Origin of the sequence: Mycobacterium sp. NPDC050041 (genome assembly GCF_049541695.1) — a bacterium.
GTDB lineage: Bacteria > Actinomycetota > Actinomycetes > Mycobacteriales > Mycobacteriaceae > Mycobacterium.
This window is the reverse complement of the sequence record NZ_JBMVDG010000001.1, coordinates 1,042,245-1,056,518: the sequence shown is the minus strand read 5'-3', so window position 1 is coordinate 1,056,518 and position 14,274 is coordinate 1,042,245. Positions and strand designations below refer to the sequence as shown.

Genomic DNA, 14,274 nt, shown 5'->3' with positions numbered 1-14,274 from the left:
CGGTGTGCGCTGGGATCGGGCGGTCGGGCGGCTGCCTGACACTGACATCAGTCGAACACCCTAAGGGTGATGCTGATACACCCCTAAGTAGGTAATCTGGCGTCATGGCATCGCCGCCGAAGGCACCGATCACCGTCGCCCTGGTCGACGACTACGACGTCGTGCTGATGGGCGTGGCCAACATGTTCGACCGCTACCGCGACCGGGTCGTCGTCGCCGAGATCGATGCGAACATGGGCCTGGAGGACGCGGTCGACATCGTGCTCTATGACTCCTTCGCCCAGCCCGAGTCCGACCACGAGGAGATCGGCCACCTGGTGGCGAATCCGCGTGCGCGCCGGGTCGTGGTGTACACCTGGAACTTTCATCCCGACCTCATTGCCAGCGCCCGCGAACACGGTGCTCACGGCTATCTCTCGAAGACGCTGCCCGCACGGGAACTCGTCGCCGCCATCGAGGCGGTGCACGCCGGTGAGACGGTCATCAGTGATCCCCCACCGCGCGTGCGAAGCGCTCCCGGGCTCGACTGGCCGGGCCGCGGGGAGGGGCTCAGCGACCGGGAGGCCGAGATCCTTGCGCTCATCACCCAGGGCAAGAGCAACGCCGACGTCGCGGCCCTGACCTACCTCAGCCCGAACACCATCAAGTCCTACATCCGCACGATCTACCGCAAGCTCGGCGTGGCCAGTCGCACCCAGGCCGTGCTGTGGGGCGTCAAACACGGCTTCACGCCCGACCACAACCGCATCGAGCACTGGAAGGGCGGTCCCTGACCATCCTGCGAGCACAATGCGCACAAGGCGTTATTCGCAGGTTGCGGAGGTAGTGCACACAACCACGACATCGTCGCTCGAGCTTCGTAACTTGAGGTCGACACCATCACCGGTGTGACCGAGAACGGAGCGCCCGATGCCGCAGCTGACAGCCCAGGCCCGGAGGGAGCCGGACGCTTCCGCCGCACGGCGGATCATCGCAGTGCTGCTCCTCGTCAGCCCGCTCGAACAGGTCGCCTTCGACATCTACACCCCCGCTCTGCCGAGGATCGCCGAGCACTTCGCGGCGTCGAACACGATGGTGCAGAACACCGTCACCGCCTACGTGCTGGGGATGGCACTGGTGGTGTTGCCCGCAGGCCTGCTCGCCGACGCGATCGGCCGCAAGCGCGTCCTGCTGGCCGGCATCGGGTTGATGACGGTGACGAGCATCGAGGGCGCGCTGGCGACAGATCTGCCGGTGATGATCGGGCTGCGCCTGCTACAGGGTTTCGGTGGGGGCACCTGCCTGCTGCTGGCCGCCACGGTGGCGGCGGACTGCTTCCGCGGCGCCAAACTGGTGTCGGTTCTGGGCCTGCTCGGCGCGGCGTGGGGTTCGGCTCCCGTGGTCGCGCCGGCCATCGGCGGCTTCATATCGCAGTTCGGGTCGTGGCGGTTGGTCTTCGTGGTGTTGGCCGCGCTGACGGCGGCGGTCGCGCTGCTGGTGACGGTGGTCCTGCCGGAAACGCTGCAGCGGGAACGCCGGTCGCCGGTGGACCTGCGCGTCGCGGCAGGTGTGCTGGCCGAGGCGCTGCGGCACCGCGGCTTCGTCGCCTTCGCCATGATGTTCGGTGTCGTCGCGGCGGCACAGACGGTGTTCGCAGTCGTCGGCCCCTTCCTGTACCAGGACGGTCTCGGATTCTCCTCTGCCGCTTACGGTTTCGTCGCACTCGGCGTCGGTGCCGCGAACTTCACCGGGGCGGCGACGTGCAGTGCGCTGGCCCGGCGGACGACGACGCGACGGCTGACCATCGCCGCGTCGGCGGTGCTCGCGCTGGCCGGGGCGATCATGCTCGCCTCCGCGCAATGCGTCGGGTTGTCCGCGTTGGCGATCACCGGCGGCGCAGCGGTCGCGCTGCTCAGCATCGGCGTGCTGGACCCGCTGACCAAGGGTCTGGCGATGGGGGTGTTCTCCCGCAACATCGGCCTGATCACCGGATTGATCAGCACGTTCTGCTACGGGTCGATCGCGCTGGCGACGGCGTTGATGGCGTGGCTGCCCGAGCGGTCGCAGGCGCCGCTGGGCTGGTTCTACGTCGCGGCCGCGGCGGGACTGGTGGCGGTGCTGACGATCACCGCGAAGCAGAGGTCCCGGCCGACGGCCGCAGTGTGCGCGTGAGGGCTACCGCCCCGCGTTGCCGGCCAGGTCGATCGCGAACTGATTGACGAAGGTTCCCGCGCTCGGTGCTCCGCGGCACGAGCCGTCGGATTCACCCGGTCGTTTGACCCACAGGAAGGCATCGACCTGCGGGTTGCCGGTGGCGGTGGTGGGCGCGGCGCCCAGCGCGCGTCCGCTCGGGTTGCACCAGTACAGATCGTCGCCCTCCACCGGACCGGCACCGTTGCGTGAGGTGTCGATGACGAAGGGCTTGCCGCCGGTCATCCCCGAGATCGCCCCGCCGTACCCGAGGTTCTCCTCGGTGGTGAAGAAGTTCGCGGTGTTGAGGCTGAACCCCCGTGCCTTGGCCACCCCGACGTCGTTCAGCCTGCCCGCCATGACGTCCGCCGCCACCCAGCGCGGATGACCCGCGTCGACGTACACCGCCGTGGCGGGATTGCGGGTGAGGGTGTCGACGGCGTAACGGATCAGGTCGTAGCGCTCCTGCTGCTGGTCGGGCGACAGGCAGTCGGCCATGGCGAGTGCGTCGGGTTCGAGGATCACCGCGGCCGGTCCGGAGCCCACGGCGGCGGCGACGCCGTCGATCCACCCGCGGTAGGAATCGGCGGAGCCGAAGCCGCCCGCGGCGAAGCTCCCGCAGTCGCGATTGGGGATGCCGTACAGCGCCAGGATCGGCACGGTGCCCGCCGCCTGGGCGGTCGCGATGTACTTCGCGTCGACCGAAGGGGTCGACAGGTGGTCCATCCAGTACGCCGTCGGGGTGTCGGCGATGGCGTTGAGCTGGGGGTTCGGCGGATCGACGCCGTCGGCGGCGCGCCTCGCCTTCGACGCCGGGTTGACGTAGAAGGCCTTTCCGGCCAGCGGGTTCGCATCACTGACCAGGCGCACGGCCGGGCCGGGTCCCACCGGCGCCGGGTCGGCGACCAGAGCCATCCCGGCGACGGCCGCCACTGCCAGGAAGGGGGTGAACCACCGCGCGACCGCGCCAACAGCTGAGGACATCACCCCAGGGAAATTAGTGGTTCGAAACACTTCGCGCCAATCTCCCTGTGCGCGGTGCGGGCCGATGGCGTGCCCGGCCCGTCGATAATCGTCGAGTGACCGTTGCGCTGCTGATCGTCATCGCGGTCGAGACCGCCGGCCTGATCGCGCTCGGGATCGTGCTGTTGGTGTCGCGGCGCAGCCTGGCGGCGACCCGCAGGGCTCTCGAACGCCGACCGCGGGGAGACGACACGACCCCACGCCGGCGCAAGCCGGTAGGCGTCGCGCCCATGGCGGTCAGGGCGGTGACGAACACCGTGCACACCGCCGACGCGATCCTCCGCAAGGGCATCGGCGGGCAGGTGCGCAGCTCGATCGAGGACCTCGCGGGCTGGGCCCGCGTGGAACGTCCCGACCTCGCGAAGATCACCGCCGCGGGAACGGTGGTCCTGGTGTTCTCCGACATCGAGGGGTCCACCCGGCGCAACGAGGCGATGGGCGACCGCGCCTGGGTGCAGCTGCTGGAACGGCACAACAGGTTGATCGCGGGGCTCGTCACCGACCACGGCGGCTATGTGGTGAAGAACCAGGGAGACGGGTTCATGATCGCCTTTCCCGAGCCGGTCGACGCGGTGCGGTGCTGCATCGCCGTCCAGGACGCCCTGATGCGGGACGGCGGGCGGTGGGACGGCATCCGGGTGCGGATGGGCGCGCACGTCGGCACATCGGTGCGGCGCGGCGACGACCTGTTCGGCCTCGACGTCGCCGTGGCGGCGCGCGTCGCCGATCTCGCCGACGGTGGCCAGATCCTGGTGACCGCCGCGCTTCAGGAGTCGGTCGGTGAGGTCGAAGCCTTCGGTTTCGGCGCGCCTCAGGAGGTGGAGTTCAAGGGGGTCCGCGGCACCCAGACGGTGTACGCGGTGCAGCATCATCCGCGGGTGCCGCAGCGGTGAGTCGGCGGCGCTGCCGTTCGCCGGACAGGAACACCCGGCCTCCATAGCGTTGCGGGGACGGAGGAAGGAACCGCCATGGGACGGTCGGCCTATCAGCGCATCCGCGCCGCCCACCTCGACGCTGTGCAGGCGGCGCTCGACGATCACGTGGGCCGTCTCGACTGGCCGGCCGAGCAGATCCGGCAGCACCGCGACCTGAGGCTGCGGTCCCTGCTCACGTATGCCCGCGAACGCTCCGCGTTCTACTCCGAACGGCTGCGGGGCGTCGATGTCGCGGCGGTGACAGCCGCAGACCTGGCATCGATCCCGATGCTGACGAAATCCGAGGCGCAGACCCACTGGGATGCGATCGTGACGACGCCAGACCTCGATCGCGCAGCCGCGGAACGCCTTCTGGGCGAGCAGACATGGTTCTCCTACACCGCTGACGACCACCAGGTGTTCAGTAGCGGCGGCTCGAGCGGCGTGCGGGGGGTGTACGTCTGGGACTGGCAGTTCTTCGTCACCACCGCATGCCTTGCATGGCGCATGCAGGCGCGAGCGGAACGTCGACGCGAGCCGATGCCGAGGGCGCTGCTGGCGGTGCTGACCGCCGGGGTGCCCCCGCACGCCAGCACGCCGCTGTTCGACGTGCCCACCGTCGCGGGCATGGACACGGTCGTGATCGAGGCCGGAGCGCCGTTCGACGAGGTGCTCGCGGCGGTGCAGGAGCACGCCCCCACCCACCTCGTGGGCTACGCCAGCGTCATCGGCCGACTGGCTCGCGCCACCCTCACCGGTGATCTGCGGATCCGGCCGTCGCGAGTGAGCACCAACTCCGAGCCGCTGCTGCCGGAGGATCGTGACGCCATCGTCGATGCGTGGCACGCACCGCTGCACAACCTCTGGGGCTCGACCGAAATCGGTGTGCAGGCGGTGGGTTGCGGGCAGGGGCAGGGACTGCACGTCTGCGAGGACGAGGTCATCCTGGAACGCGTCGACGGCGATGGTCTGCCGGTGGCGCCCGATGAGCCCGCGGTACGCACCCTGGCCACCGGTCTGTCCAACCGCACGTTCCCCTTCATCCGGTACGACCTCGGCGACCAGATCACGATGATGCCCGAGCCGTGTGCCTGTGGCAGCGCGTTCGCCCGGGTCGCCGACATCAGCGGCCGGCGCGACGACGATTTCGTCTACGGTTCACAGTTCGTGCCCGCCAGCGCTTTTCGCCATGTGCTCGGCACCGATCCCCGCGTCGCGGAGTACCAGGTGCTACAGACCGAGGGCGGTGCGGACGTGCTGGTGATCGCCCGCGTCGACGTCTCGTCCCTGGCGCCGGCGCTGGTGGCGGCGATGCAGCGGCACGGCGTCGCGGACCCGGCGATCCGGATACGGGCCGTCGACACGCTGGGCCGGCACTCGACCAGCGGCAAGCTCAAGCGCTTCGTCCCGTTGGCGTCACGCTGACCGGGTCAGCGGAACGAACGCCCGCAACGCGTCCGCCATCGCTTCGGGCTGGTCCTCGGGGATCAGCGTCCAGGAGTCGTCGACGATCACCTTCGTCGCGTCGGGGTACAGCTCGACCAGCCGGTCGGCATGCTCGAGCGGCATCATCAGATCCTCCCGCGCCCAGACCACGAGCACCGGCCGGGTGAATGCCCGCAGCTGCTCCGACATCTCGAGCAGACGCCGGCGCGACGGCGCTCCGGTCGCGAACTTGACCAGGTCGCGCCGGATCGCGGCGTCCTGCACAGCGGGGCGGAACCACTCGTCGTACAGCGCGTCCGGCAGCCCCTTCTTGCTCATGGCGCCGTAGGCACGCCGGCTGTGACGGAAGAAGCGGGTGCCGAACATCCTGCTCAGCAGCCAGCCGCCGCCGGGGAACCGGCAGAGCAGCGCGGCCGGGCGCGCCGGCTCGGGCGGGTAGTTGTCGAAGGCAGTGCACGACGCGAGCACCAGCCTGCCCACGCGCTTGTCCCGGCCTTCCGATATCACGAATTGTCCTCCGCCCCAATCATTGAGCACCAGGGTCACGTCATCGAGGTCGAGGGCGTCGAGGAAGTCGGCGAGGATGCGGGCCATCCCGTCCTCGGTCAGCACCGCGTCGTCGTTCATCGGCGTCGTATGGGCGCCCATGGGCAGGGTGGGCGTGATGCAGCGGTACCCGGGCAGCAGAGGCAGCACCTTGCGCCACTGCCTGCCGTCCATGAGCAGGCCGTGGCCGAAGACCAGGACGGGCCCATGCCCACCGGTGTCCTCGTACGCGATGGGGCCGGCCGGCACGTCGACTATGGGCATCCAGGCCTCCTAGATAGATCGTTCTACTCAGGCTGACGATATGCTGTGCCGGGACCCTTGCGCAAGGAGGAGTTGTGATGGCGGATCTCGGCACCCGCGACCGGATACTGGAGGCGACGGCGGAGCTGTACCGGCGCCAGGGCATGTCCGCGACCGGCCTCAAGCAGATCTCCGGTGCGGCGCGGGCGCCGTTCGGCTCGATCTACCACCACTTCCCCGGCGGCAAGGAATCGATCAGCGCCGAAGTCATTCGCAGCGAAGGGGTCCGGTACGGCGAATTCGTCGGCGCGCAGCTGGCGCAGGCCGACCCGGCGACCGGCATCCCGCAGTTGTTCATGAACGCCGGCGAGCTGTTGCAGACCCAGGACTACAGCGAGGCCTGCTCGATCGAGACCATCGCCCTGGAGGTGGCGAGCACCAACGAGCGGCTCCGCCTGGAGGCCGCCGAGGTCTTCGAGAGCTGGCTGGCCGGGCTCGCGGACTGGTTCGGCCGACTCGACATCACCGCCGAACAGAGCCGGCGATTCGCGCTCGTGACGCTGACGGCGCTGGAGGGAGCGTTCGTGCTGTGCCGCACGCTGCGCTCGATCGAGCCGATGATCGCCGCAGGCGACGGCGTGCAGTCCGCCGTGAGTGCCGCACTCGCGGACGTGCGCGCGTAGGGATCGAAGCGTCAGATGGGTTTGGCTCCGGAGAGCTGGCGGATCACCTTGATCTCGTCCTCGTCATGTGGCCGTCCGTCGGGATAGAGCAGGTCGCTGAACCACCGCTCCGGTGGCTCGGCGTAGGGCTTCTTCCAGGAATCCCACGGCAGGTACGTCTGCGTCCGTCCGGCGATGAACCCCCAGTTGTAGGCGGCGACGTTGCGCCGCTTCGCCACCGGCAGCACCCCTTCCACGGTGCTGCCCAGGCCCCGCGCCAGGTATTCGGTGCACAGGATCGGCCGTCCGAGCGGCGCGAGTTCGTCGATGCGGGCCTCGAACTCGGCAGGATCGCCATAGCTGTGGAAGCTGATGACGTCGGAGTGCTCGAGCTGGATGCTGCAGATCTTGCTGCGGCTGCCGGGATCCTGCCAGTGCCCCTGCCAGACGCCGCTGGTCAACGGCTGCACCGGATTGACTGCGCGGGTCCACTGGAACACGTGCGGGAGGAACGCGGCCACCAGTTCCTGCTTGTCCTCGTGTTCGACCTTGCGGTAATCGCGGGCCGGGTTGTCCGGCTCGTTCCACACGTCCCAGCCCAGCACGCGAGGGTCGTTGGCGAACATGCCGACCACGCCCGTGACGTAGCTCTGCAGCACGCGGGTGTAGGCAGGGTCCTGGAGGCGATGCGCCCCCGGACCCTGCACCCAACCGGAGTTGTGCACCCCGACGACCGGCGCCCGCTGTCGCCCGGGTTTGGGCAGCGGGTCCCAGCACGAGTCGAACAGGACGAAGAGCGGCTTGATGCCGTTGCTGGCCGCGATGCCGACGAACTGCGTCAGCCGGCGCTTGAACCCCTCCCGGTCGGTGGCCCACAGCTGGTCGTGCAGGAACACCCGGACGGTGTTGAATCCGAGGCGCTGAGCCAGCCGGAGCTCGGCGTTGATGCGGGTCGGGTCGTACGTGCCGGCCTGGAACATCTCGATCTGGTTCACGGCGGTCGAGGTGACGTAGTTGGCGCCGAGGAGCCAACCCTGGGCGGCGTACCAGGCGTTGGCGCGGTCAGCCGACCATCGGGGCGCCTCAGCAGAAGCGAGAGGCACCCTGGTCAGCGTCGCAGCTGCTGCGAGGTACAGCGGGAGCTTGAGAGCAGTTCGCCGTTGCACGACGTGACTCTAGTGTTCGTCACGGGGCCGACGGCCGCCAGAATGCGTCCTGCAACACAACGGATTTCGAATCGTTATCGATTTCCGGCCGAGTGCGGTGCGTGCCGCGGGTCGTCCGTATCGTCTTACGGATGACCGGACAGACATCGGGTCCCGGATGACGCCTGTCGCGGTGCTGATCGCCGTCGCCGCCATCGCACTCGCCGCGATCGCCATCGGCGCGCTGGTGCGACGACGCGCGTCCCCCGACGCCGGCGCGGCCCGACGATCCCACACGTTCAGTGCGGTGGCGATGCTGCTCACCGCCGCCTTCGCCGTCGCCAACGCGGTCATCGACGCAGACTCGCGCGTGTTCCTCCTCGTACTGGCCGCGATCATGGCGGTCACCGGCCTCGTCGTTCTGCGGCAGGTCGCCAGAGGACGGTCCGGCCGGCGTGGCTGACGAGCGCCACCGTCGCCGCTGATTTGCTTCCGCCCGCAACGGGCACAACAGAGGTCCGCTGTCCCATGGCCCAGCTCCGCCGGCCACGCCCTTCCAGACAGGACGCTGCGCTTCATGGTCTCCCACGCTGTCATCTCGGGCGCCGGCATCGCCGGCCCCGCGCTCGCCCACCAACTGGCCGCCCGCGGCTGGCGGACGACCGTCGTCGAGCGCTTCCCCCGCCGCCGCGAGGAGGGCCAGAACGTCGACATCCGCGGCGCCGCGCGGGAGGTGGCCGCACGGATGGGCATCGAGGACGACATCCGCGCCGCAGGCACCGGCGAAGTCGGCACGCGGTTCGTCAGGGCGGACGGATCGGCGGCGGCGTCGTTTCCCGTGGCATCGCCCGGCGGACGCGACGGTCCCACCGCCGAACTGGAGATCCTGCGCGGTGAACTGTCGCGCATCCTGATCGAGCACACCGAGGCGACCACCGACTACCTCTTCGACACCCGGATCGCCGACGTCACGGATCACGGCAGCCACGTCACCGCGATGCTCGACGACGGCGCCGCGCTGGACGCCGACCTCGTGGTGATCGCCGAAGGCCTGCACTCGCGCTCACGCCGCTTCGTCTCGTCCGTCGACGTCAACGAACTCGGGATGTACTTCGCCTATGCCACCATCCCCCGGCACGAGTCCGACGACCAGTGGTGGAACTGGCAGCATGCGACACAGCATCGCGGAGTGCACCTGCGGCCCGACAACCTAGGGACCACCCGCGCCATCCTCAGTTTCATCAGCGACGTGCGGGGATTCGACGACCTCGACCGGGACGGTCAGATCACCATCTTGCGCAGCACCTTCGCCGACGTCGGCGGTGCCGCTCCGCGTGTGCTCGCCGCACTCGAAGACGGTGCGCCGATGTACTTCTCGGCTGTCGGACAGGTGCGCACCCCGTCGTGGAGCAAGGACCGCGTCGCGCTGCTGGGCGACGCCGCATTCTGCAACGCCACATTCGGTGGCGCCGGCACCAGCCTCGCGCTGATCGGCGCCTACGTCCTCGCCGGAGAACTGGCCCGCAGCAACGATATTCGCGCCGCGCTGACTGACTACCAGCGCGCGATGCGGCCGTTCGTCGACACCGCGCCCAACGTACGGGCCGGCGTGCTACGACTCGCCAACCCCCGGACGCGCAACGGGATTCGTATTCTCCACGCAGGCGCCGGCATAGCCGCGGGTCCCGTCGGCCGGGCCGTCGCCGCAGTCAGCAGCAGGGGTCCGGGCAACATCGGAGGCGACTCCCAGGCTCTGCCCGACTACCCGAGCCCCAGATGACGGCAGTCACCGCCGCTAGCCGGGCCGGTCCATGGTGAAGACGCCGTCTGGTCCGATTTCGGAGTAATTGGCGGGGCCACCCGCCCGCAGGATCGGCCGCGGACCGGGTGTGTCATAGATGCCGTCGACCAACCACTGCCGGTCGATGTGCACGGCGACCACCTGACCGAGCACCAGCCACGTCTCGACCGCCTCGCCCTCGGTGTCCTGCAACTGGACGAGTTGCGTCAGCCGGCACTCGAAGTTGACCGGGCTCTCCAGCACCCGTGGCGCCGCGACCAGCGTCGAGGCGACGGGTGTCAGCCCGCCGCGGACGAACTCGTCGTCGCCCGGCGGCAGTGTGGCGGAGGTCTCGTTCATCGCGCCCGCGAGTTCCCGTGTGGCGAGATTCCAGACGAACTCGCCGGTGGCGTCGATGTTGGACACGCTGTCCTTCCAGCCGATCGAGGCGAATCCGACGATCGGAGGATGGTAGTTGAAGCCGTTGAAGAAGCTGTACGGGGCGAGGTTGCGGACCCCGTCGGTGTTCTGAGTGGAGATCCAGCCGATCGGGCGGGGTCCGACGATGGCGTTGAACGGATCGTGCGGGAGCCCCGTTCCGTCGGCTGTCCGGTAGTAATGGGCCCCTGTCCCGGCCATGTCACCTCTTCTGATCGCGCTGTCGAGAGGCGCAAGAGTGCCACGCCGCCGTCACCTGCGCAGCGTAGCGGCGTGAAGGGTGCCTGAGCCCGCGCGTTAGTGTGCAGTGGTCGGCCTCAGCGACCAAGCCGATGGAAGAGTTGAGCACATTCATGACCGCAGCAGCAGAACCTTCGCCGCTCGAGGCGCGGGTCGGCCACTACTACCAGATGGACGGCACCTACCTGGTGGGCCGCGAGACGTTGCGCGACTACGCCCGCGCAGTGCAGGACTACCACCCTGCGCACTGGGACGTCGCGGCCGCCGAGAAGCTCGGTTATCCGGACCTGGTGGCGCCGCTGACCTTCACCTCGACGCCGGGCATGAAATGCAACCGCCACATGTTCGAGCAGGTGGTCGTCGGCTACGACACCTACATGCAGACCGAAGAGGTCTTCGAGCAGCACCGCCCCATCGTGGCCGGCGACGAGTTGCACATCGACGTGGAACTGACCTCGGTGCGCCGGATCGCCGGTAGAGACCTCATCACCGTGACCAACACGTTCACCGACGCCGCGGGCGAGCGGGTGCACACCCTGCACACCACCGTCGTGGGCGTCACCGCCGAGGATCTCAACCCGGAGATCAAGACCGCGGTGAACAACGCGATGATGCACGACGTCAACATCTTCGGGGTCGGCGAAGAGGAGTACCGCAAGACCGAGCGTCCCGACGGCGAGGTCCGGATCTCCACCCGCGACGCCGACCGCACGCCGGGGACGCCCTCCTTCGACGACGTGAAGGTCGGCGACGAGCTCCCGGTGCACCACGCCCGGCTGTCCCGGGGCGACCTGGTGAACTACGCGGGCGTGGCCGGCGACGCGAACCCCATCCACTGGGACGAGGACATCGCCAAGCTGGCGGGTCTACCGGATGTGATCGCCCACGGAATGCTCACCATGGGCCTCGGGGCGGGCTTCGCCTCGGCGTGGTCCGGCGACCCGGGTGCGGTCACCCGCTATGCGATCCGGCTGTCCGCGCCCGCGGTCGTGTCGTCCGCCGAAGGGGCAGACATCGAGTTCAGCGGCCGGATCAAGTCGCTGGACCCGGCGACCCGCAGCGGCACCGTCATCGTCGGTGCGAAGTCGGGCGGCCGGAAGATCTTCGGCCTGGCGACGATGGACGTCCGCTTCCGCTGACCGGCTCCGCGCCGCCGCGGGCAATGGGCGGTTCGCTCGCGGCGACCGCTTATCGTTGCCGGATGAGCACCGGCCGATCGCGCAATGCTGCGCAGACGCGCGCCGACATCCTGGCGGCGGCTCGGCTCCGATTCGGATCCGACGGCTACCAGAGCACCACGTTGCGTGCCGTCGCCGCGGATGTCGGCATCGATCCGGCGCTCATCATCCGGTACTTCGGAACCAAACAGGAGCTCTTCGCCGAGGCGGCCGAGTTCACGATCGACCTGCCCGACCTCAGCGCCGTGGACCACGATGAGATCGCCGACGTCCTGCTGTCTCGCTTCTTCGCGGTGTGGGAACGCGACACCACCTTCGTCGCCCTGCTTCGTGCGGCGATGACGAGCGAGACGGCGGCGGACACCATGCGCAGGGTCTTCGCCACCCAGGTGGCGCCGGCGTTCGCCGCTGTTGCGCCGGATCATCCCGCCCAGCGCGCAGGCCTTGTGGGCGCGCTGGTGATCGGTTTGGCCACTACGCGTTACGTGCTCGCCAATCCGGCTGTCGCCGATCTCACCCAGCAGGAGATCATCCGCTGGACCAGGCCGCTGATCCGGCAGCTCCTCGTCGGTCCCTATTCCGCCTGAGTTGCGGCGATTTCGGTTGGTCAGGTGTTGAAGTCGGGTGGGGTGGCGACGGGCTGGCCGTTAGGGTCCTGCGTCTGCGTGTCCGCGTCGAGCGCCTGCTGCTGGACTTCCGCGGCGTGACGCAGATTGTCTCCGGTGTTCTCCGCGTGGTCGGGCGTGGTCATAGAGGGGTTCCTTCCCGTCGAACCCATGGCTTACCCGAATGGCGGTCCGCTCTACCACCTCACATCTGCGTGACCCGGCCGCCGTCCACCCGCCACGACCGGTCCAGCCGGACGTTCTGCAGCATCCGGCGGTCGTGCGTCACCAGCAACAGCGCGCCCTCGAAGGTGTCGAGTGCCTGCTCCAGCTGCTCGATGGCCGCGAGGTCGAGATGGTTGGTCGGCTCGTCGAGCACCAGCACGTTGGTACCGCGTGCCTGCAGCAGAGCCAGACCGGCGCGGGTGCGCTCACCGGGCGAGAGCGCGTCGACCGGGCGTTCCACGTGATCGGCGCGCAGCCCGAACTTCGCGAGCAGCGTCCGCACGTCGGCGGTCGACCATGTCGGCACGCGCTCCTCGAAGCGATCGACGAGTCGCCCGGCGCCGGTGAAATCGGCTCGCGCCTGGTCGATCTCGCCGACCGCGACGTTGGCGCCCATGCTCGCACGGCCCTGATCGGGTCGACGGCGGCCGAGCAGCAGACGCAACAGCGTCGATTTCCCTGCGCCGTTGGGGCCGGTGATACCGATCCGGTCACCGGCGTCGACCTGTAGCGACACCGGCCCGAGCACGAAATCGCCCTGCTGCACCACGGCTTCGTCCAGCGTCGCGACGACCGAACTCGACCGCGGCGCAGCGCCGATGGTGAACTCGAGCGTCCATTCCTTGCGCGGCTCGGCGACCTCCTCGAGGCGCGCGATCCGGCTCTCCATCTGGCGGACCTTCTGCGCCTGCTTCTCGCTGGACTCGGTGGCGGCGCGGCGCCGGTTCTTGTCGTTGTCGGGAGCCTTGCGCATCGCATTGCGGACACCCTGGCTCGACCACTCCCGCTGGATTCGGGCGCGCGCCACCAGATCGGCCTTCTTGTCCGCGAACTCGTCGTACTGCTCGCGCCGATGCCTGCGCGCGACCTCGCGCTCCTCCAGGTAGCTCTCGTAACCACTGCCGAAGACGGTGGTGGTGTTCTGCGCCAGATCCAGCTCGAGGACGCGAGTCACCGTGCGAGCCAGGAACTCCCGATCGTGGCTCACCAGCACCACACCGCCGCGGAGTTCGCGGACGAACTGCTCGAGACGGGCCAGCCCGTCCAGGTCGAGATCGTTGGTCGGCTCGTCGAGCAGGACGACGTCGAACCGCGACAGCATCAGCGCCGCGAGTCCGACCCGCGCCGCCTGCCCGCCGGACAGGGCGGTCATCGGCGTCGCCTCGGGCCGCACCGCATCGGAGTCGAGCCCGAGGTCGGCCAGCACGGCAGGCACCCGCTCGTCGAGGTCGGCTGCGCCGGTGACGAGCCAGTGATCCAGCGCGGCAGAGTAGACAGCGGCCGGATCGGCGTGCGCAGGGTCTGGGTCCGCCAGGGCCGCTGCCGCTTCTTCCATCGCCCGCGTCGCATCGGTGCAGCCGGTACGGCGCGCGATGTAGCCGGCAACCGTCTCCCCAGGGACCCGCTCGTGCTCCTGCGGCAGCCACCCGACGAACGCGTCGGCCGGGGCGATGCTGACCGTGCCGTCGAGCGGTTCGAGGTCCCCGGCCAGGATCCGCAGCAGCGTGCTCTTCCCGGCGCCATTGGCGCCGACGACTCCGACGACGTCCCCGGGTGCCACGGTGAGGTCGAGCCCCTCGAAGAGGGTGCGGTGGGCGAACCCGCCTGCCACGTTCTTCGCGACGAGCGTTGCGGTCATGTGGTTCATCGTCGCATCACC

General features: G+C 69.2%; 15 protein-coding genes. 9 read left to right on the top strand and 6 right to left on the bottom strand.

Going from position 1 to position 14,274, the window contains the following annotated elements; all coding sequences use genetic code 11:
- Positions 1–104 precede the first annotated feature (104 nt).
- Positions 105–773 carry a response regulator transcription factor gene (locus tag ACPCHZ_RS05120; protein ID WP_423483728.1) on the top strand — a complete coding sequence of 223 codons (669 nt, stop codon included), beginning with the start codon at positions 105–107 and terminating at the stop codon, positions 771–773.
- Positions 774–909: 136 nt separating this feature from the next.
- On the top strand, positions 910–2,151 hold the full coding sequence (locus ACPCHZ_RS05115; RefSeq protein ID WP_423483727.1) for an MFS transporter: 1,242 nt from the start codon (positions 910–912) through the stop codon (positions 2,149–2,151).
- Between the two features lie 3 nt (positions 2,152–2,154).
- Here ACPCHZ_RS05115 and ACPCHZ_RS05110 read toward each other — a convergent pair whose 3' ends face one another.
- Positions 2,155–3,153, bottom strand: a complete 999-nt coding sequence (locus ACPCHZ_RS05110; protein WP_423483726.1) for a glycoside hydrolase family 6 protein — start codon at positions 3,151–3,153, stop codon at positions 2,155–2,157.
- Between the two features lie 95 nt (positions 3,154–3,248).
- On the opposite strand from ACPCHZ_RS05110, the gene ACPCHZ_RS05105 reads away from it, so the two are divergent.
- Together ACPCHZ_RS05105 and ACPCHZ_RS05100 are read left to right on the top strand one after the other, a co-directional pair.
- Positions 3,249–4,085, top strand: a complete 837-nt coding sequence (locus ACPCHZ_RS05105; RefSeq protein ID WP_423483725.1) for an adenylate/guanylate cyclase domain-containing protein — start codon at positions 3,249–3,251, stop codon at positions 4,083–4,085.
- A gap of 75 nt (positions 4,086–4,160) precedes the next feature.
- On the top strand, positions 4,161–5,531 hold the full coding sequence (locus tag ACPCHZ_RS05100) for a phenylacetate--CoA ligase family protein (RefSeq protein WP_423483724.1): 1,371 nt from the start codon (positions 4,161–4,163) through the stop codon (positions 5,529–5,531).
- On the opposite strand, the gene ACPCHZ_RS05095 is transcribed toward ACPCHZ_RS05100, so the two are convergent.
- Positions 5,523–6,362, bottom strand: coding sequence for an alpha/beta fold hydrolase (locus ACPCHZ_RS05095; RefSeq protein ID WP_423483723.1), 840 nt, complete (start codon positions 6,360–6,362; stop codon positions 5,523–5,525). The two genes, ACPCHZ_RS05100 and ACPCHZ_RS05095, sit on opposite strands and share 9 nt — an antisense overlap.
- A gap of 77 nt (positions 6,363–6,439) precedes the next feature.
- On the opposite strand from ACPCHZ_RS05095, the gene ACPCHZ_RS05090 reads away from it, so the two are divergent.
- A complete protein-coding gene (locus ACPCHZ_RS05090; protein WP_364978277.1) occupies positions 6,440–7,024 on the top strand; it encodes a TetR/AcrR family transcriptional regulator in 585 nt (194 codons plus the stop codon).
- 11 nt (positions 7,025–7,035) lie between these two features.
- On the opposite strand, the gene ACPCHZ_RS05085 is transcribed toward ACPCHZ_RS05090, so the two are convergent.
- Entirely contained in the window at positions 7,036–8,169 is a 1,134-nt protein-coding gene (locus tag ACPCHZ_RS05085) for a cellulase family glycosylhydrolase (protein WP_423483722.1), read from the bottom strand.
- A gap of 157 nt (positions 8,170–8,326) precedes the next feature.
- On the opposite strand from ACPCHZ_RS05085, the gene ACPCHZ_RS05080 reads away from it, so the two are divergent.
- Both ACPCHZ_RS05080 and ACPCHZ_RS05075 read left to right on the top strand, forming a co-directional pair.
- Positions 8,327–8,611, top strand: coding sequence for a hypothetical protein (locus ACPCHZ_RS05080; RefSeq protein ID WP_423483721.1), 285 nt, complete (start codon positions 8,327–8,329; stop codon positions 8,609–8,611).
- A 114-nt stretch (positions 8,612–8,725) separates the two neighbouring features.
- Positions 8,726–9,928, top strand: coding sequence for an FAD-dependent monooxygenase (locus tag ACPCHZ_RS05075; protein ID WP_423483720.1), 1,203 nt, complete (start codon positions 8,726–8,728; stop codon positions 9,926–9,928).
- A 15-nt stretch (positions 9,929–9,943) separates the two neighbouring features.
- Here the strand turns inward: ACPCHZ_RS05075 and ACPCHZ_RS05070 are convergent, their stop codons facing one another.
- Complete coding sequence (locus ACPCHZ_RS05070; RefSeq protein WP_423483719.1) at positions 9,944–10,567, bottom strand: flavin reductase family protein; 624 nt, start codon at positions 10,565–10,567, stop codon at positions 9,944–9,946.
- A 152-nt stretch (positions 10,568–10,719) separates the two neighbouring features.
- Between ACPCHZ_RS05070 and ACPCHZ_RS05065 the strand changes: the two genes are divergently transcribed.
- On the top strand, positions 10,720–11,745 hold the full coding sequence (locus ACPCHZ_RS05065) for a fused (3R)-hydroxyacyl-ACP dehydratase subunits HadA/HadB (protein ID WP_264012575.1): 1,026 nt from the start codon (positions 10,720–10,722) through the stop codon (positions 11,743–11,745).
- 62 nt (positions 11,746–11,807) lie between these two features.
- Complete coding sequence (locus ACPCHZ_RS05060; RefSeq protein ID WP_423483718.1) at positions 11,808–12,371, top strand: TetR/AcrR family transcriptional regulator; 564 nt, start codon at positions 11,808–11,810, stop codon at positions 12,369–12,371.
- Positions 12,372–12,391: 20 nt separating this feature from the next.
- Here the strand turns inward: ACPCHZ_RS05060 and ACPCHZ_RS05055 are convergent, their stop codons facing one another.
- Together ACPCHZ_RS05055 and ACPCHZ_RS05050 are read right to left on the bottom strand one after the other, a co-directional pair.
- A complete protein-coding gene (locus ACPCHZ_RS05055) occupies positions 12,392–12,535 on the bottom strand; it encodes a hypothetical protein (protein WP_423483717.1) in 144 nt (47 codons plus the stop codon).
- A gap of 59 nt (positions 12,536–12,594) precedes the next feature.
- Positions 12,595–14,253, bottom strand: coding sequence for an ABC-F family ATP-binding cassette domain-containing protein (locus ACPCHZ_RS05050; RefSeq protein ID WP_423483716.1), 1,659 nt, complete (start codon positions 14,251–14,253; stop codon positions 12,595–12,597).
- Between the last annotated feature and the right edge of the window lie 21 nt (positions 14,254–14,274).